Here is a 17,854-nt window from a genome sequence, read left to right as displayed (position 1 = left end):
CAAAATTTTGTCATTGAGGAGATAACATAATGGGTATGTTTATTAACACAAACGTTGCCTCGATTAATGGGCAACGGAATTTAAATAACTCGACAGAAATGTTGCAAACATCTATGCAACGACTCTCGTCGGGATTACGAATCAATAGTGCGAAGGACGATGCGGCTGGTATGCAAATATCAAACCGATTAACTTCGCAAATTAATGGCCTTAACGTTGCGACACGAAATGCTAATGATGGTATTTCTATGGCGCAAACAGCGGAAGGTGCATTACAAGAAAGTACAAACATCTTGCATCGTATGCGAGATCTGTCGATACAGGCAGCCAATGGTACCTATTCTGACGGCGACCGGGCGGCACTTCAAGAAGAAGTGACACAGTTGCAACGAGAACTAGACCGAATTGCGGAAACCACAACGTTTGGTGATCGTAAGTTGCTTGACGGTACATTTGGTACAGAACAGTTCCAGGTAGGCGCAAAAGCTTTCCAAACCATCGCGGTAAGCGTTGGTTCGTTCTATGCGGAAGATTTGGGTAGTGAGTCTTATGAACTCGGTGCGTATAATTCAAATCATTCGGTAGGCAGTAAAGCGGCGACTAGTTCTGGCAACTTATCAAACTTTACCAATTCGGCGTCTGCGTTGAGTTTAGGTGCCGGTTTAGGTAACTTCTCGGTAGGTTTTTATTCGAATACATCGGGTGCTGTTTCTAATCCGTTTAATGCACTAGCAAATTCTGGTCTTACAGTTGAACTAGGTGTTAAAGGTTCATTAGGTAGCGCGACCGCGGTATTACTAGATGAGTTTGGTAGTGCCTACAATGTACAACGTTCTGTTCAGGCGATTACAACTGAGACAGGGGTTGATGCAGATGCAAGAACCACTGTAGCGTTGGATTTCTGGCAAGGCTCGTCAGACACTGGTATTTTTATGAATACCAATACTAATGAGCTAGACGCTGTCACCTTCCAGTTTGACCTAAAAGGTTTAAACTCTGGGATGGATGATGATCCGGCACGTATTAAATTTTCGATTGAAAATACTGAAGATTTATCTACAGCAGTTAACGCTATAAATGAAGCCGCTGGTGAAACGGGTATTTCCGCTTCATTAACAGGTGACGGGCGACTTGTTCTAACGAGTGAGCGTGGCGACAATATTCGCATGGAAAACCTGCAAGTTTCAGGTAACTTGGCAAGTCAAGCTGCTATCAGAGCGACGACCTATACATACGAAGGTGAAGTTTCGGATGATAAAGACGCAATTTCTCAGGGTTGGTTAGTCAGTGCTGGTAATGGACAGTCTGTATTTACTGATACAAACTCGGTTTATGCGGAATTTGTTGGTGTCGTTCGAATGAGCTCCAATGATGATTTCAAAATGAGTCTTGTCGATACGACTACTGCGATGAATGACAATGCGATGATATTACAAGGTACCGCAGGTACGACGTCAATTTCTAATAAAGAAACGGTTGACGACATTAATATCAGTACTGCCATCGGTGCGCAATTAGCAATCGATATTATTGACGGTGCTTTGTCACACATAGATAGTCAACGTGCAGGTTTAGGTGCGGTACAAAACCGATTAACCAGTACTATTTCGAATTTAACAAATGTTATTGAAAATGCCAGTGGCTCTAGAAGTCGAATTCGAGATGCGGACTTCGCTGTAGAAACTGCGCAACTGACAAAAAATCAGATATTGCAACAAGCCGGTACGTCTATTTTAGCCCAGGCTAATCAGTTACCGCAGTCTGCTCTATCACTACTGGGTGGTTAACTTTTGCCCTAACCCCTTGTTTATCCCTCATTTTAAACTCTCCAAGGCCCTTGGAGAGTTTTTTTTTGAGTTTTTTTATTAAGTTTTCTAATTAGCCGTCGATAAATACCTTGATAGAGAAATTTAAAGAAATAAAAAAAACTTTAAATTTTTACTAAAGAATTCGTAGAACCTTCCGAAATAGAAGGTAACAGGCTTAAAAATTAGCTTAAAAAAGATAAACCGGAAGGGGAATTATCATGGCTTTAACCGTTCAAACAAACCCAACTTCGTTGAATGCTCAAAGAAACTTGAGTAAATCAGGTGAAAGTTTACAAACATCTATGCAACGTTTGTCATCAGGTTTGCGTATTAATAGCGCGAAAGATGATGCTGCGGGCATGCAGATTTCAAACCGTTTAACATCGCAAATAAATGGTTTGAATGTGGCGACTCGTAATGCAAACGATGGTATTTCAATGGCGCAAACCGCTGAAGGTGCGTTACAAGAAAGCACAAACATCTTACATCGTATGCGTGACTTGTCTGTTCAGGCAGCCAATGGTACATATTCTGACGGTGACCGTTCTGCTCTTCAAGAAGAAGTGGTTCAGTTACAACGAGAGTTAGACCGTATCGCTAGTTCTACTACATTCGGTGACCGTAAATTACTTGACGGTACATTCGGTACAGAGCAATTCCAAGTTGGCGCTCGTTCATTTGAAACCATTGCGGTTAGCGTAGGTTCATTTTACTCAGAAGACATGGGTAATGAATCTTATGAATTAGGTGCGTACAACTCGAATCATACTATTGCAACAAAATCAGCAGTGAGTTCTGGTAGTTTATCGGCCTTTGCTAATACAGCTACAACATTAAGTGCAGGTGCTGGTTTAGGTAATTTCTCAGTTGGTTTTTATGGCACTACTTCTCAAGCTGTTACCGACCCGTACAAATCTTTAGCTAACTCAGGTGAAACTGTTGAGCTAGGTATCAAAGGGTACTTAGGAAGTGCAAACGCTGTACTTTTAGACGAGTTTGGTAGCGCATATGAAACTCAGCGTGCAATCCAATCAGTTGCAACTAAAACTGGTGTTGATGCCGACGCACGTAACACAGTTACGTTAGACTTCTGGCACGGTTCTACAGATACAGGTATCTTCTTAAATACAAGTACAAATGAGTTAGACGGCGTAACCTTCACATTTGACCTTAAAGGGCAAAATCAAGACGAAGGCGTAGGTGTTAAATTCACTTTGGAAAAAACAGAAGAACTTAGTTCAGTTGTTAACGCAATTAACGAAGCAGCTTCTGAGACTGGTATTTCAGCCTCACTTACTGGTGATGGACGTGTTGTTCTAACGAGTGAACGTGGCGACAATATCCGTATTGAGAACATGCAAGTTTCTGGCGACCTAGCAAGTTTGGCGGCTATCCGTGCAAATACCTACACATATGAAGGTGATGTTGAAAACGATAAAGACGTTATCGCACAGGGTTGGTTGATATCACGTGGTACAACTGAAACTGGTTTCACTCAGACAAACGCCGTATATGCAGAGTTTGTTGGTGTGGTAAATATGAAATCAAATGACGATTTCAAAATGAAATTTGTTGATACTACAACTGCAATGAATGAGAATGCGCATATCTTGCAAGGTACTGCGAATACAGCAACTTTGTCTGAGAAAAATACTGTTGACGATATTAATATCGGTACAGCGATTGGTGCTCAAAAAGCGGTTGATATCATTGACGGTGCATTAAGCTACATCGACAGTCAACGTGCAGGTTTAGGTGCGATTCAAAATCGTCTAACATCAACAATTAGTAACTTAACTAACGTTGTAGAAAACTCATCGGCAGCACGTTCACGAATTCGTGATACGGACTTTGCTACTGAGACAGCGCAGTTGACGAAGAACCAAATATTGCAACAGGCAAGTACTTCAATACTTGCACAGGCAAACCAGCTGCCGCAGTCGGCGCTAAGTTTACTTGGGTAATATTTCAAGCTAGACACAATGGAAAGCAAAAGGCGTGTCAAAACCCTTTTGCTTTTTTCGTTTTTAAAATCGGAGATTTGACATGAATACTCTAAATCCTATCGGCCACACTGAGACATCGGCAGTTACAAAAAGTAATGTGCCAGATGTATTGAATAACACGGATGAGAATGAACTCATTGTGGCTGTTGATAAGAATTCAGGTGCGGCTCCTCAAACTGACGTCTATACTAAGCAGCAAATTGGGCATGATCAAAATGATCAAAATACTCAACAGGAAACAGCCGAAACGGTTGAATCAGATTTGTCAAAGGAACAAATGACCAATATGGCTCAGTCTTTGCAAAGTTTTGTTGAGTCACTAAATCGTTCAATCGAATTTTCTGTAGACGATGAAGCCAATAGGAATGTGATTACGGTCAAAGATTCACTATCAGGTGATGTCATTAGACAAATTCCATCCCAAGAAGTGTTAGACCTAATTAAAAGTTTAGGCAAAACCACTGGCATTTTGTTTAACGAAGATGTTTAGGCAGAACGATTGATAACGATGTTTAGGTCGTTAGGTTTTTGCACTACACTTGTATAGAGTAGCGTACTTAGTTTTTATAACAGTCAAGTATTGAGGTAAATCATGGCAACAATCACATCTACAGGTATAGGCTCAGGTCTAGACGTAAACAGTATCGTGACAGAGCTTGTTGCCGCCGAAAGAACACCTTTTGACGAAAACTATGATTACACGTTACAAACTAATTCAAATAAAATTACTGCAATGGGGCAGCTTAAAAGTGCGTTAGCGACACTTGAAGATTCGTTATTCGATCTTAAACTGCCAACTACCTTTTCCCAAAGAAATGCGACCAGTGAAGCTACTGTATTTTCAGTTTCAGCAGGTAGTGCTGCCTCACCAGGTTCGTTTGATGTATCCGTGGATCAGTTGGCCGAAGCACATAAAGTCGCCACTCAGGCATTTACTGATGGTCAATTTATCGGTGCTGGTAATCTTAATATTTCAGTAGGAAGCGGTTCATTTAGCCTAACCGTCGGCGCTGAAGATACCTTAGATGACATCAAAAACGCAATTAACGAAAATACGGTTAACGATGGCCACGTTGTGGCAAACATTGTTAATGGTGATGATGGTCAATACCTTGTATTAGCGGCGTCTGAAACAGGTGAAGATCAAGTATTAAAGATAGAAGTCACTGATGACGATGGTAATTTACATGATGATTCCGGTCTATCAAGGTTAGCATTTGATACTTCAAAAACCGTTTTGGCGGAAGATTTTAGCGCAGCAGAAGTACTAGGTTCTAATGGATCTATTACGGTTTCTGACGGCTTAACCGATTTAGATATCGCCATTACCGATACCGACACGATAGAAACCATTGTCGCGAATATCAACTCAGCTGGCTTAAATTTATCGGCGACCCTTGAGGATAATGGAAGTGGTGGATTTAAGCTTGTTTTAGAGTCGCAAAATGATTACCCGGACAATAAGGCGAGTATAGCGATAGTAAGCGACGATGATGGTGACGATACTGACGCACTTGGACTAAGTAAGTTAGCTCATGATTATTTCACAGGAAATTATTCTGTTGTGAATGAAGCAGTAGATGCAAAAATTACTATTGATGGCAGTATTACGGTAACAAGTTCGTCTAATACCATTGAAAATGCCGTATTAGGAACAAGTATTGTTGCAACCGAAGTTCACGAACCTGGTGAGTCAGACACTGTTGTTGTAACCCTTGATACTGACGGCACAAAAGAGAAAGTTGAGAAATTTGTTGCTGATTATAATGTGATGATTCAAACAGTAAATGCTTTAACTAGTATTGAACAGGATGAAGAATCCGATGAAGAAGACGCCTTACAAGTTGGTATCTTAGTGTCGGAGTCTTCGCTTAGAACTATGTTAAGTCAATTTAGACGTTCTATCGGTGATGCGGTCGAAGTAGCGCCTGGAGTTTCATTAAGTTTGTCTGTTCTTGGGATTACAACGACCAAAGATGGCACTTTAGAAATAGACGCGGAAGAGTTGGATAATCAAATTGAGACAAACTTTGACTATTTTAGCGCCTTGTTTACTGGAGATGATGGGGTCGCGACGACCCTTTACAACCGAGTTGGTGAATATGAGAATACCGGCGGAGTAGTTGATCAGAAAATCGATACGTTTAATGACAATATAACGCGACTGGATGAAGACAAAGAAAAACACGAAATTAAAATGACGGCTTATGAAGCCAGATTGTATTCGCAATTTTTAGCAATGGACTTACAAGTTGCGCAACTGCAATCTACAGGTGATTATTTAACTGAGCAATTGTCCTCGTTAAATAAGTCCAATAACTAACATTTAGCGATTGCCATAAGTTGGAGGCCCTATGTCGACATTGCTTAAAACAGTCAACGAACATTTCCCTAAGCTTGATATTCACCAACGGATTGAGTTTTGTTTAGATACTCTTGGGCCAGCTGATACTATTATCCAGTCTTCCAGTTTTGGGTTACAATCAGCCGTTTTACTTCATCTGATGTCAGTCGTCAGGCCATCAACCCCTGTTTTTTTTGTGAATACAGGTTACCTTTTTAAAGAAACACTCACCTACGCCAAATACCTCAAATCTGAATTAGATTTAAATGTCGTTGAAATCAAACCCAAACTCAGTCCTAAAACCATAGAAAATAAATACGGCCAGCTTTGGTTAAATGGTGCTACAGGTATTGAACAATTTAACTCGTTAACGAAACTGCAACCGTTGCAGCAAGCATTAGCGAAAACTAAGCCCACTATTTGGTTAAGTGGTGTAAGACGACAGCAATCGCAAGAAAGGCAAAACATGTTATTTGCTGTAGAGCGTTTCAATACAGCAAAAATCCATCCAATGTTAGATTGGACTGACAAAATGGTGCATGAGTATATGGTTAAAAATCATTTGCCCCGACATCCGCTAGAAGCTGAAGGCTATCTTTCGGTTGGTGATACTGTTACGACTCAATCGTTGCATGAGGTTGATGATCCAAGTGATACTCGCTTTATGGGTTTTAAACGTGAATGCGGCCTACACGCCTAGTTTTTGTCCCATTTAAGCATCCTACTTTTCTTATTTTCATTTTATTTAATTTTTCCGTTGCCTATGGAATATTCCTTGCTACATTCAATGTATTAGGATTTTTGCCGTCAATACTTTGAATGTGTTACAAAAATATGTTTATGTAGGGCAAGTCCATATTTAGCGAATATGTTTATTGAATCTTATTCTGCGGAGTTTGGTCAATGCATATGTTTAGAACAACATTATCGAGTTTACAATGTCAGACAATCAAAATGTAGAAATGCTAAGAAGTGTATTACAACTCACATTCAATAAAAATTTAGCGTTTTTTCGTACACAGTTCCCCCACTTGTTTAAGCGTTTCAAAGACTATCAAGCGCAAAATTATGGATTGGAACTAGATCCTAAAGGCAATTTAAATATAGCTGGTAACGGTAATTTTATTTATCAAGATGATCCTAAAAAGACCAGTATAGATCAGGCGAAATTGTTTTTGTCTAAACCGACTCGCAGTGTTTATCGAATTTCACCGTTAGATGCAAATGACAGAATGCGACGCCATCCGATGGGTTTTTTACACCCTTTGTATTTGAATAAACTCGCAGAAATTGCCCAGAAGTACGTTAAAATGGGAAACGAATATAAACTTCGTTACGACCCATTAAACTATTATCCATTTTTCTCTGTAGTTGGCGTTGGGCTAGGGTATCACTTGGAATATTTGGCTGAACAAGATATTGGTCATTTATACATTTATGAGCCTAATGAAGATATGTTTTATGCCTCTATGTTTACGACAGATTGGGAGTGGCTTGTAGGTAAGTTCACTGAGGCAAACAAAAGTATTACTATTTTAGTTGGGGTTCCTTTCGAAAAATATCTTGAAGGATTTCAGAAGCTTTTCCACAAGTTCGGTTTGTTTAAAGCAGGCTGCCTTCCGGTTTATCAGCATTACGCAAGTGAAGAGTCTGATGAAGTGATGAAAAACTTCTTTAAAAATGTTGTCGCTATTTATGGTGGTTTTGGCTTTTTTGAAGATGAAATATTGTCAGTTCGCAATACATTAGCAAACGTTAAATTAAAGCCTGATTTTTTACCAGAAAACCTTAAAGTTAATGAAGAGCTAAGACCTAGAGTATTTGTTTGTGGTTCAGGGCCATCCATTGATGATGCAATTGATTTTATTAAAAACAACCAAGAAAAAGCGGTAGTTGTTTCCTGTGGTACAGCATTAAAAGTATTTCATAAAGCTGGCATCGTGCCAGATTTTCATATTGAAGTAGAGCGAACAAAAGGTGTTAAAGAATTTTTAGACACGATCGATGATCCTGAATATTTTTCTAAAATTACACTGATTGCAATGCAAAATGTAATGTCGACAGTGGTTGAAAAATTTGGTCAAACTTTATTGTATTTGAAACCAAACGATGGCGGCACTGACCTTATTCGAGTAACACATCCCAAAAATAATATTGCCCATCTATTTGGCTCTAACCCAACAGTTACCAATAGTGCGGTAGCGGTTTGTAACTATTTAGACGCAAAAGAAGTTTATTTGTTTGGGGTTGATTTGGGATACAAAGATCCGAATCAGCATCACTCAAAAGACAGTGCGTATTACAATGAGCTAAAAGATAAAGTAAACCACAAGCGTTTTAATTCGAAAAAAACTGCAGAGGCTAATTTTGGCGGTACGGTGTTTGTAAATCATGTATTTGATTGGGCCAGAACCAGTATGGAATACGCTTTACGGCGTAAAACAAGTCGCGGCGATTGTTTTAACTGTTCAGACGGGGCGAAGATCATTGGTGCTGAGCCGTTACAAATTGACGACATTAATTTTGGTTATGAATTTGATAAAAATAAGTTTGTTTCCTTGGTTAAAAACATGAAATTTAAAAGTACCGTAAAGTACGACACGCTTAGTCGGTCATTACAAAAGCGCGGTACAGTTTTATGTGACATGATAGACTTTTTTACCGATGAACGGTTTTTAGAAATGGAGCTAACGCCTAAAAACATTATTGAAATAATGAATCGAAATTACATGCATTTGATGTCGCACGATGGCAGTGAAGAGATCTTTGGTATGCGTATGGCGACTGGGTCATTGACCTATATACAAATTGCCATATTAGGATTTTTATTTACGCTTAAAAGCCCTGAACTGAGAACAGAATTTGGTAAAGAAGGACTTGCTTTACTTCATGAATATCTGCAAGAAATGAAATACATTTTTGAAAGTGAATTTATGGAAGAGAGAAAATAGTTTGCCATACAGTGTTAATGATTTGGTTACGAGTTATCAAGCTTGTGGCGTAAAGGCTGGACATGTTGTTTATTTAACTGGCAACTTTGGTCGCTTAGGTGTGTCGCTTGATGTGTCTAAGGTGGAATTGTTTGAGCGTCACTTACAGGCGCTTTGGCAAATATTAGGCGAACAGGGAACTATAGTTGTGCCTACCCACAGCGCTTCTATTTGTAATACTGATCAAATTTTTGACTTAGCGTTAACCAAAAGTGAAATGGGGCCTTTTAGTGAATACGTTCGTTTATTAGAGGGTTCCGTGCGTTCTTTTCATCCGTTTTTTTCTCGCACGGCAATAGGTGCCAAGGCCGAATATATTTGTGGACATAATTCACGACACAGCTATGGCGGGCATACACCATTTTCGAGAATGCTTGAGCTTGATGCCTTATTTATAAGTGTTGGAATCGAACCGCGACAAATCGTCAGTTTAGTGCATCAGTGCGAGTTGGAGATGGGGGTGCCTTACCGATATAACAAAGAGTTTATGCATCAGGTTATTCGAGATGGCCGGGTAAGTGTTGAACCCTTTTATCATTTAGTCACTTATTTAGATTGCGACATTGTTCGTGATAAAAATATTAAAATATTTGAACATTTTAAGCAGCAGCACAAATTGCATCAAGTCTCGATGGGTAAGGGTACGTGTTGGGCGTTTAACATGAAGTCTTTTTATCAATCGACTACGGAACTGATGTCACAGGATATATACAGTTGGCTACAAACCCCACCGACAAAGCGACCATATCAAAACTGATTTTTATGGGCTAAATTGCATCCAGTATAGAATCCAGTGAACCAGAGTGTTTAGTCCTGGTTCACTCAATATTCTGATAAGTTTTAGACTGCGGTTTGTTTTTCTATTTCTACAATTAGTGAATTAATCGTATTTAACTCTTCCATTTTATCGTCAGAAATTTCGATTTTAAATTCTTTATTTACCTTTAAGATAACGGTCATAGAATCTAACGAATCTAGTCCTATTTGTGCAAAGGTTAACTGATAGTCTGCTTCCGACTCAATATGGGCGTCGCTATTTTGTTGTAAAATTATATCTGTAACTTTTTGTTTTATATTCATATTTTATTCCGAAGGGCTTTCGATTTATAGACTTATAATTTTTGTCAGTTCATTCCGATTTATTTTACCAGACCTAGTCCTAGGTAACGACTCGATATGAACTAATTGGTTGGGTATCAAAGCCGCATCTGTCGATTTCAAATGGTCAACAATATCCCTCATGGACAAGGTGGATTTTCCCTCTATACAAACTACCGCTATTGAGTCTTTTAGCTTTTTAGGGTCTGGTATCCCGACTACAGAGAACGCATTGGTTTTGATTAAATTAACCAGCTTTGACTCAATTTCATCAGGGTGTACTAAGGCACCGTTGCAGTTAATGACATCGTCAGCGCGGCCACCAAATACGAGATAACCCGCGTCATCTATGAAGCCCTGATCGGACGTTTTATACCAACCATCTACCAAATTACTTTGCCATAACGCGTCATCTAAATAGCCTAAACACAAATTTGTTCCCCTGATAGCAATCGTTCCTTGGCAATTATTGCCTAATGGTTGATTGTTCTCATTTAATATTTGTAATTCACAACCCCTAGATGGCTTGCCCTCTGTATGGGATTTATCTAAGTGACGATTGAGTTCAAAAAATGTTACTCGCATCGCTTCAGATAGCCCATAGTGTAAAAATATTCTTGTCGTTGGCAGGCTTTTAATTAAATTTTCCCGAAAGAAAGGATCAAATTTCATCGCACCGGTTTGGATCCATTTAATCTGATGACTCAGTTCATTTAAGTGCTCGTGGGCCACTTGCAGTATTGACGACAGCATAGAAGGGGCGATTGCTAACGCATTACATTGATGTTTGTGTAATAAACTAAATAAGTTCACAAACCCTTTAATTGCTTTGGGTAAAACAACGGTGCCGCCTACTTTAAACACACTATGACATCGGCCAAAGCCATAGGCATGATCAATTGCAGCATAGACACACTCAACAATATTGGCATCAACTTCCATTTCGTCATTCATAAATTGGCAAATCGAAGAAATGCCTTCATGACTTAAGCGCACACCTTTGAGTTTTGATGACGTGGTTCCCGAAGTGAAGATGACGATGGCTTCGGAGTAATAGGCTAGATCTAAGTTTTCTTGTTTTGGCAGTGTTTCGATATCTATTGTTGGATCAATTTGATATTGAATGTTTGCCGTTTCCAGCGCCCCAGCGATACGTTCTTCATCTTTAAATGGAAAAGGGACGGGTACCGCACCTACCGCCATGCAAGCATAATAGGATATCAATAAATTGACATTAGAAACGGAATGGATGCCAACTCGGTTCCCCTGGGTAACGCCATCGGATACCAGTTTACATGCTAACGAAGCAATTTGATTATGCAACTGTTCGTAAGTGAGTTGCTTATCTTCCCCGATGATTGCTAAATGTTCCGGGGAAGAGTTACTGATTTCAGAGTACAGATTTAACATTCTATTATTTAGCCAACTTAGTAAAAAATGATTGCTCGAATGATTCCAATTGTAACGAATCGACATAACCTACCGTCTTTTGTATCGCAGAGTTAATGTTGATATACATTGTTTGTATCGCCTCTGGGTTTGCACTGCCTATTCCTTGGCGATTATTTACAATACTTTGCGGGTCTATATTTTGGGCAAATTTGTCAGGATTAATTTTGGGCAAACTAATATCTAATTTTTGTGCCGCTTGATATATATCATCTAAAGTTAACTCAGAAGTGTGGTTATCAATACATTGCCTAACTGCCAATCCAACAATTTTGTGTACACTTCTATTGTCTAGGTTGGTTTCCATGATCAACATGTCACAAATATCTGTGCTGTAGGTAAAACCTTCGCCAGCAGCCGCGTTAAGCTGTTTTTTATTAAACGTCGATTGTGTTAATACGTCGTTAAACAGGTCAACACAAGTAATCACATAATCAAGCGCTCGTGGCACTTCGTAATAGGCAAAAATACGGTTGTCTGGTTGGCCACTTATTGTTTGATTAGTGTTGATCAATGACATAAATACGCCAGTTAATGATCGAGCTTGCCCTCTAATGTAGGCTAGGCCGTATGGATTTTTCTTTTGTGGCATGATCACACTAGTGCGGGACGTTTGATCTGAAAAATCAATGTAATCAAATTCCTTACTTCCCCAAATAATAAACTCTTCTGAAAGCCTATCGAGCGTGGTCATGATACTGATGACAGGGGTCATAATATCAAGCACCATATCCGGTGCCCACATCGCGTCACGAGTGTGTTCAACTAACCCATCGAAGCCGAGTAGATCTGCTAAATACTCACGGTCAATATTAAGTTGGGAACCATTAACACTGCCTGAACCGGCTGGACTTTTATTGACAAATTGTAGTGCCGTTTTTAAACGTTCTAAGTCACGGGTTAACGGCATGACAAAGGTTAATAAGTAATGCTCTAATGTCGTTGGTTGTGCATGTTGCAAATAAGTGAAGTCTGACATATAGGTGGATTTATGAGACTTGCAAACAGTTTCGAAACTTGAAATTAGGTTTACAACTTGCTTAATCAGGCCGGTTATTTTTTCACGACAACACAACTGCCAGCTTATGGTGCTTGCTTCTCTACGAGCTCGACCAATGTGTATATAACCTGCTAAATCGCCAATGTGTTGTTTTAAAATTTCGTCTCGATTGTTATAAACATCTCCTATGTAGGGGTCAAAATCTAATTGCTCTAATTTTACATGGTGAAATTCGACGAGTTTCGTGACCAATTCTGAATATACTGCATCTGTGATTATGCCTCCTTTTTTTAGGGCGGCGACGTGGGCTAGGTCAGCAAAACTTAAGCCTTGATATAGATACTTACTTGCTTCTAATTCGTATGCAAATGCACCATTTATTAAACTTTCACTAGGCGGTGTTTTAAAGCGTGAGTTCGCACCTAAAAATTCTTTTTTCATATTAACGTTTATTCTCTTTTAACGAGCTGGCTAAATCGGCGTCTACTATCAAATCTTTAACCGCATGTTCTAATTTTATGGGCTCAAGTTGGATCAATTGACCTGACTTTTCTACAAGTGCATGGACATTAGTTTGGCAAGCCAAACCGGGGCGGCCATTTATTTTCATACGGCAACTTAAACACAGGCCTAAGCGACAATTTTTGTCGTAACCAAAACTCGGATCCTGTTGATCTCTAAATCGCTGTAAAACTTCTAACAAGGTTTCATTTGGAGAATAGGAGACCGTGACTGTCTCAAAATATCCATCAGCCGCTTTAAATAGATCAAGCCTAAATAAATTTAGCTTCACTTTAGCCATTAACAACCTCAATATTTTTCTCTGTCGCGACTGATTTATGTGTTAAATAAAGCTGGTTGTGTTTTAAGCGCAGTAAACTATGAACTGCCTTGTTTTCAGCTAAGGTTGTCGGGAAGTCTAGACGATAATGCGCGCCACGTGACTCTTCTCTATGTAGCGCACTGATACATATTGATTTAGCGACAAGTAGCATGTTTTTCAATTCAAAATATTCAACAACTTCGTCATTGTAAAGTTTTGACTGTGATTTTACGCCAATTAAACTAAGTTGTTCAAACCATTCGTTTAGTTGAGCCAGTTGCGTTCGCAATGAGGTCTGATCCCGAATGACGCCCACATTATTGAACATTCCCACTTTAAGCTTAAGCGACATACTAGAAACTGAACAAGCGGTCTGATAATTGTTCATTAATAACCGACTAATTACTTCTGAAATTGAGCTGTTATTAGGCGCAGAGACATTGTTTTCCAAATCAATTTTTTTTAGTTGCGTTGCCGCATGACGACCAAAAACAAGAGTTTCAACTAATGAGTTTCCACCTAACCTATTTGCGCCATGAACACCAGCTGAAGCACATTCACCTACCGCATAGAGCCCTTCAATTACAGCGTTTGACGTCATTACTTGGCAGTTTTCATTAACCAAAATACCACCAATTAGATAATGCGCCGATGGCGCGATTTCAAATCTATCCTTATATAATGCAAGACTCGTATAGGTTTTAGCTATGAGTTCAGCTTCTGCACAAGTTGACTTTTGTTCCTCTGGCACATGACTGAAGTCGATATAAACTTTCTGTCCGTTTTGTCGTTGCTTCTCAATTTCAATTGAAAGTACATCTCGACTAACTTGCTCAGCGTTTTGTTTATCAATAGTGAGCATAAACCGCTCGTTGTTTGAATTAAAAAGTTGAGCACCTGCGTTGATTACGGGTTCCGGAAATTGAATACCATTGTGGGCTAGGCCGAGTGGGTGGTATTGTACAAACTCCATATTATGCAATTGCGCACCAACTCTTAAAGCCATGGCAAGACCGTCGGCAGTGCTTGATGTCGCGTTACTCGATAACTGGTAAAAATTTAAACCACCACCGGTAGCTAAAACAACTTGCGGAGAAACTACAATTTGGCTTTCAGTTGTTCGTCTATCTATACCTTCCACACCAATGATTTTATTATTATCAACAACTAAATCAGCAACATAAAAGTGTTCGTTAAATTCGACACCATTTTTTTTCGCCTGGGCCAGTAATGCCTTGACACAATTTAAACCGGTGCGGCCTTTTGAATAACAAGCCCTAGGCAAGCTATTGCCGGAAAATGTTTTTAAACGGTAATGGTTGTCCTGCTGGTCAAACTTAACCCCAAGCTGCTCCATCCATTTAATTACTTTGGGGGCTTCGGTGCATAAAAAGTCCACTTGTTTTGGGGTGCTTAAGTGTTTACCACTTTTTATTGTATCTAATTTATGTTGCTCAGAATTAGGTTCTTCAATAGCGGCATTCATACCGCCACGCGCACTGACCGAGTGACTATGTAGAGAGGGAATTTTAGAAATAACTAACGTACTTAGCCCCTGTTCGCTAGAGGTCACAGCGGCTGCGAGTCCAGACAATCCAGCCCCAACGATTATAACATCGTATGCTTTAGCTCGTTGCTGCATGACTTGCTGTTTCTTATCCATTTAACGCCTGTTGACTTATCTTTATTAACTTATCGATAAAGCTAAAGATTTAACGAGTTAATTGCCATTAGTTGGTTTATCATCTTTTTATACAATAGTTTATATGTTTACTGGGGCTTTACTAATTAATTAAATTACTGAGTTTTAGTTGACACATTTTATAGTCAAATTACGCAGTTGAATGTTTTAATCTAACGTATAGTACTATTTTTTAATTTAACTATCTGATACTAAATGATTAAACTTCATAATTGGCGTAAAACTAAGTTTATAATACCAAGGTGAACTCGGTAAACTAAATATGGTTCATTGTTATAAACAACTGGTGTAGAAACCTAATGGCATACTCGTTGATTTATAACGAAGACCACATATCGATTTAGTATATTAATTGAAATAGGTGTAGCACTTACCGTACCAAAAATTACATTTAGAGAAGATTAAGAAAAGTAGGTGCGATAATTGCTTTCTTCACTGATAACTAAGTTGTCCCGTAGCGTAACAAGTTAAAAATGAATAAATTTTGTTATTTTGGCAAATAAGATAGTTTAAACCATTGTTTCAAGGAAACACCCTAGTTAGGGCAAACGAATGAGAGAGGCATTATGAGTCTTATAGAATTTAGACAAGCAAAACCAAGACCGATTGGCCGTACCAATTTACTTGATAAAGGATATGGTTTAGAACATATCAAAGGTATTTTAGATACAGGAAGCCAGTTTGTTGATGTCGTTAAACTCGGCTGGGGAACTAGCCTAGTGACTCAAAATTTAGCTGAAAAGTTAGCGTTATATCGAAGCTACGACGTTGAAATTTGCTTAGGTGGAACTTTATTTGAATATGCTTATATGACAAATAAGATAGACGAATTTATTGCCTACGTTAAAGACCAAGGCTTGAAAATTATTGAAATTTCAGACGGTGCAATTGAAATTCCTGAAAAGGAAAAGGGCGCAATAATCGAAAAGTTAGCTAAAGACTTTACCGTTTATTCTGAAGTGGGAAGTAAAGACGAAACCGTCATAATGTCACCAAGTAAATGGGTAAGGCAGATTAAAAATGAACGTGCAGCCGGCGCATCCTTAGTTATTTTGGAAGGCCGAGAAAGTGGCACTAGCGGACTTTACCGAGGTGATGGCGAAATTAGAATGGGCTTGGTTGATGATATTTTTGAGTCTGGGCTTACGCTTGCCGATCTTATTTTTGAAGCACCGCAAAAATCACAACAAGTCTGGTTATTAAAGCAATATGGCGCAAATGTGAATATGGGAAATATTGCGCTTGAAGACGTTATTTCGCTGGAAACATTGCGGTTAGGTCTCAGAGCCGACACGTTAGAAGTCTTTCACGGCGGGAAGTAATTATGTTGTCAGGTGCCGACATTGATGCGCTAGGGCAAAAAATTTATAAATGGTGCCAAGACTTATTTCCGATTTGTCGAAGTATTACCGGCCCGGGTACCCGACAAACACTAACTTATTTGCAAGATTTGCTGCCAGGTTTGACAATACATGCTGTGCCATCTGGCACGCAGGTATTTGACTGGACGGTACCAGATGAGTGGCAAATTAAAGATGCCTATATTTTGGGTCCTGATGGCCAAAAGGTTGTTGATTTTAAAGATAACAACCTTCATGTCGTTGGTTATTCAATTCCGACAAACGAAACGTTAACGTTAGAACAATTACAACCACATTTGTATTCTCTACCGGAGCAACCCGATGCGATTCCATATGTGACCAGTTATTATTCCAAACGTTGGGGATTTTGTTTAGCTCATAACCAAAGGGAGTTGCTTGCTCCAGGTCATTATCAAGTTGTGGTTGACTCAGAACTAGGACCCGGCGTACTGAATTATGGTGAGCTCGTTATTCCCGGTGAGTCATCCGAAGAGGTGTTTATATCTACTTATGTTTGTCACCCGTCTATGGCAAATAATGAGTTGTCAGGGCCGACAGTTACAGCCGCAGTGTGCCAATGGCTAATGCAACAAAAAAGCTTAAAATACACCTATCGAATTGTTTTTATACCAGAAACAATCGGCTCGATTACGTATTTAAGTCAGCACCTTGCACATTTGCAGCAACACGTTTTTGCTGGGTTCAATCTAACTTGCATTGGTGATGACAATGCTTATTCCTATTTGCCATCCCGCGCCGGAGACACCTTGTCTGACCGTATCGTGAAACATGTCATGCATCACATTGCACCGGACTACAAACAATATACATGGCTTCAACGGGGCAGTGATGAACGACAATATTGTGCTCCCGGTGTCGACCTACCGATTGCAACAATAATGCGCAGTAAATATGGCGCTTATCCTCAATATCATACATCTTTGGATAACTTAGATTTTATTTCTCCACAAGGGTTAGCGGGTGGCGCTGATGCAGTTATCAAGTCGTTGCAAATACTAGAGCTAAACGGTACGCCAAAAATGTTAGTGTTAGGCGAGCCGCAATTAGGAAAACGCGGGCTTTATCCAAACATGAGTGTTAAAGGCTCAGTTGCGACGGTTCGAAATATGATGAACATGATCTCTTATTGTGACGGCAAACTCAGCTTGTTGGACATAGCAGAAATCATAAATGTACCATTTGCAGAATTATATGGTTATGTTGAAAAACTAAAAGCCGTAGATTTACTTTCGTATGAATAAAGCGCAGCAGC

Annotated in this window: 14 protein-coding genes; 9 read left to right on the top strand and 5 right to left on the bottom strand. The window is 39.4% G+C overall.

Annotated elements, in window-relative coordinates; genetic code table 11:
• The first annotated feature begins 29 nt into the window (after positions 1–29).
• The 7 genes from Q4575_RS03270 (at position 30) to Q4575_RS03240 (ending at position 9,905) form a co-directional block, all read left to right on the top strand.
• Entirely contained in the window at positions 30–1,787 is a 1,758-nt protein-coding gene (locus Q4575_RS03270; RefSeq protein ID WP_215962156.1) for a flagellin, read from the top strand.
• Between the two features lie 239 nt (positions 1,788–2,026).
• Complete coding sequence (locus Q4575_RS03265; protein ID WP_215962155.1) at positions 2,027–3,772, top strand: flagellin; 1,746 nt, start codon at positions 2,027–2,029, stop codon at positions 3,770–3,772.
• Between the two features lie 82 nt (positions 3,773–3,854).
• Positions 3,855–4,304 carry a flagellar protein FlaG gene (locus Q4575_RS03260; protein ID WP_272179959.1) on the top strand — a complete coding sequence of 150 codons (450 nt, stop codon included), beginning with the start codon at positions 3,855–3,857 and terminating at the stop codon, positions 4,302–4,304.
• A 102-nt stretch (positions 4,305–4,406) separates the two neighbouring features.
• Positions 4,407–6,137: a flagellar filament capping protein FliD gene (gene fliD, locus Q4575_RS03255; protein WP_215962153.1), complete on the top strand. Its 1,731-nt coding sequence runs from the start codon at positions 4,407–4,409 to the stop codon at positions 6,135–6,137.
• A gap of 31 nt (positions 6,138–6,168) precedes the next feature.
• Complete coding sequence (locus Q4575_RS03250) at positions 6,169–6,858, top strand: phosphoadenylyl-sulfate reductase (protein ID WP_303521313.1); 690 nt, start codon at positions 6,169–6,171, stop codon at positions 6,856–6,858.
• A 238-nt stretch (positions 6,859–7,096) separates the two neighbouring features.
• Positions 7,097–9,109 (top strand): 6-hydroxymethylpterin diphosphokinase MptE-like protein, encoded by a 2,013-nt coding sequence (locus Q4575_RS03245; RefSeq protein ID WP_215962151.1) that lies wholly within the window; start codon positions 7,097–7,099, stop codon positions 9,107–9,109.
• 1 nt (position 9,110) lies between these two features.
• On the top strand, positions 9,111–9,905 hold the full coding sequence (locus Q4575_RS03240) for an AAC(3) family N-acetyltransferase (protein WP_303521312.1): 795 nt from the start codon (positions 9,111–9,113) through the stop codon (positions 9,903–9,905).
• An 83-nt stretch (positions 9,906–9,988) separates the two neighbouring features.
• Here Q4575_RS03240 and Q4575_RS03235 read toward each other — a convergent pair whose 3' ends face one another.
• From Q4575_RS03235 to Q4575_RS03215, 5 genes are read right to left on the bottom strand one after another with little or no spacing between them, the layout of a single operon-like run.
• Positions 9,989–10,228, bottom strand: a complete 240-nt coding sequence (locus tag Q4575_RS03235; protein ID WP_215962149.1) for an acyl carrier protein — start codon at positions 10,226–10,228, stop codon at positions 9,989–9,991.
• A gap of 24 nt (positions 10,229–10,252) precedes the next feature.
• A complete protein-coding gene (locus tag Q4575_RS03230) occupies positions 10,253–11,656 on the bottom strand; it encodes a class I adenylate-forming enzyme family protein (protein ID WP_303521311.1) in 1,404 nt (467 codons plus the stop codon).
• A 4-nt stretch (positions 11,657–11,660) separates the two neighbouring features.
• Complete coding sequence (locus Q4575_RS03225; protein WP_303521310.1) at positions 11,661–13,136, bottom strand: argininosuccinate lyase; 1,476 nt, start codon at positions 13,134–13,136, stop codon at positions 11,661–11,663.
• A gap of 1 nt (position 13,137) precedes the next feature.
• Positions 13,138–13,497 (bottom strand): 2Fe-2S iron-sulfur cluster-binding protein, encoded by a 360-nt coding sequence (locus Q4575_RS03220; protein WP_215962146.1) that lies wholly within the window; start codon positions 13,495–13,497, stop codon positions 13,138–13,140.
• Complete coding sequence (locus tag Q4575_RS03215; RefSeq protein WP_303521309.1) at positions 13,490–15,181, bottom strand: L-aspartate oxidase; 1,692 nt, start codon at positions 15,179–15,181, stop codon at positions 13,490–13,492. Before Q4575_RS03215 ends, Q4575_RS03220 begins: the two co-directional genes overlap by 8 nt.
• A 605-nt stretch (positions 15,182–15,786) precedes the next feature.
• On the opposite strand from Q4575_RS03215, the gene Q4575_RS03210 reads away from it, so the two are divergent.
• Together Q4575_RS03210 and Q4575_RS03205 are read left to right on the top strand one after the other, a co-directional pair.
• A complete protein-coding gene (locus Q4575_RS03210) occupies positions 15,787–16,542 on the top strand; it encodes a phosphosulfolactate synthase (RefSeq protein ID WP_303521308.1) in 756 nt (251 codons plus the stop codon).
• Positions 16,543–16,544: 2 nt separating this feature from the next.
• Entirely contained in the window at positions 16,545–17,843 is a 1,299-nt protein-coding gene (locus Q4575_RS03205) for a DUF4910 domain-containing protein (protein WP_303521306.1), read from the top strand.
• The last annotated feature ends 11 nt before the right edge of the window (positions 17,844–17,854 follow it).

Origin of the sequence: Psychrosphaera sp. 1_MG-2023 (genome assembly GCF_030548245.1) — a bacterium.
Taxonomy (GTDB): domain Bacteria; phylum Pseudomonadota; class Gammaproteobacteria; order Enterobacterales; family Alteromonadaceae; genus Psychrosphaera; species Psychrosphaera algicola.
Note: the sequence above shows the minus strand (reverse complement) of the source record. Positions and strands in the feature narration are given on the sequence as shown.

What these genes read in the sequence shown, in the direction of transcription:
- Q4575_RS03270 (WP_215962156.1), top strand. Translation starts at nt 30, where the DNA reads ATGGGTATGTTTATTAACACAAACGTTGCCTCGATTAATGGGCAACGG.
- Q4575_RS03265 (WP_215962155.1), top strand. Translation starts at nt 2,027, where the DNA reads ATGGCTTTAACCGTTCAAACAAACCCAACTTCGTTGAATGCTCAAAGA.
- Q4575_RS03260 (WP_272179959.1), top strand. Translation starts at nt 3,855, where the DNA reads ATGAATACTCTAAATCCTATCGGCCACACTGAGACATCGGCAGTTACA.
- fliD (WP_215962153.1), top strand. Translation starts at nt 4,407, where the DNA reads ATGGCAACAATCACATCTACAGGTATAGGCTCAGGTCTAGACGTAAAC.
- Q4575_RS03250 (WP_303521313.1), top strand. Translation starts at nt 6,169, where the DNA reads ATGTCGACATTGCTTAAAACAGTCAACGAACATTTCCCTAAGCTTGAT.
- Q4575_RS03245 (WP_215962151.1), top strand. Translation starts at nt 7,097, where the DNA reads ATGTCAGACAATCAAAATGTAGAAATGCTAAGAAGTGTATTACAACTC.
- Q4575_RS03235 (WP_215962149.1), bottom strand. Translation starts at nt 10,228, where the DNA reads ATGAATATAAAACAAAAAGTTACAGATATAATTTTACAACAAAATAGC.
- Q4575_RS03230 (WP_303521311.1), bottom strand. Translation starts at nt 11,656, where the DNA reads ATGTTAAATCTGTACTCTGAAATCAGTAACTCTTCCCCGGAACATTTA.
- Q4575_RS03225 (WP_303521310.1), bottom strand. Translation starts at nt 13,136, where the DNA reads ATGAAAAAAGAATTTTTAGGTGCGAACTCACGCTTTAAAACACCGCCT.
- Q4575_RS03220 (WP_215962146.1), bottom strand. Translation starts at nt 13,497, where the DNA reads ATGGCTAAAGTGAAGCTAAATTTATTTAGGCTTGATCTATTTAAAGCG.
- Q4575_RS03215 (WP_303521309.1), bottom strand. Translation starts at nt 15,181, where the DNA reads ATGGATAAGAAACAGCAAGTCATGCAGCAACGAGCTAAAGCATACGAT.
- Q4575_RS03210 (WP_303521308.1), top strand. Translation starts at nt 15,787, where the DNA reads ATGAGTCTTATAGAATTTAGACAAGCAAAACCAAGACCGATTGGCCGT.
- Q4575_RS03205 (WP_303521306.1), top strand. Translation starts at nt 16,545, where the DNA reads ATGTTGTCAGGTGCCGACATTGATGCGCTAGGGCAAAAAATTTATAAA.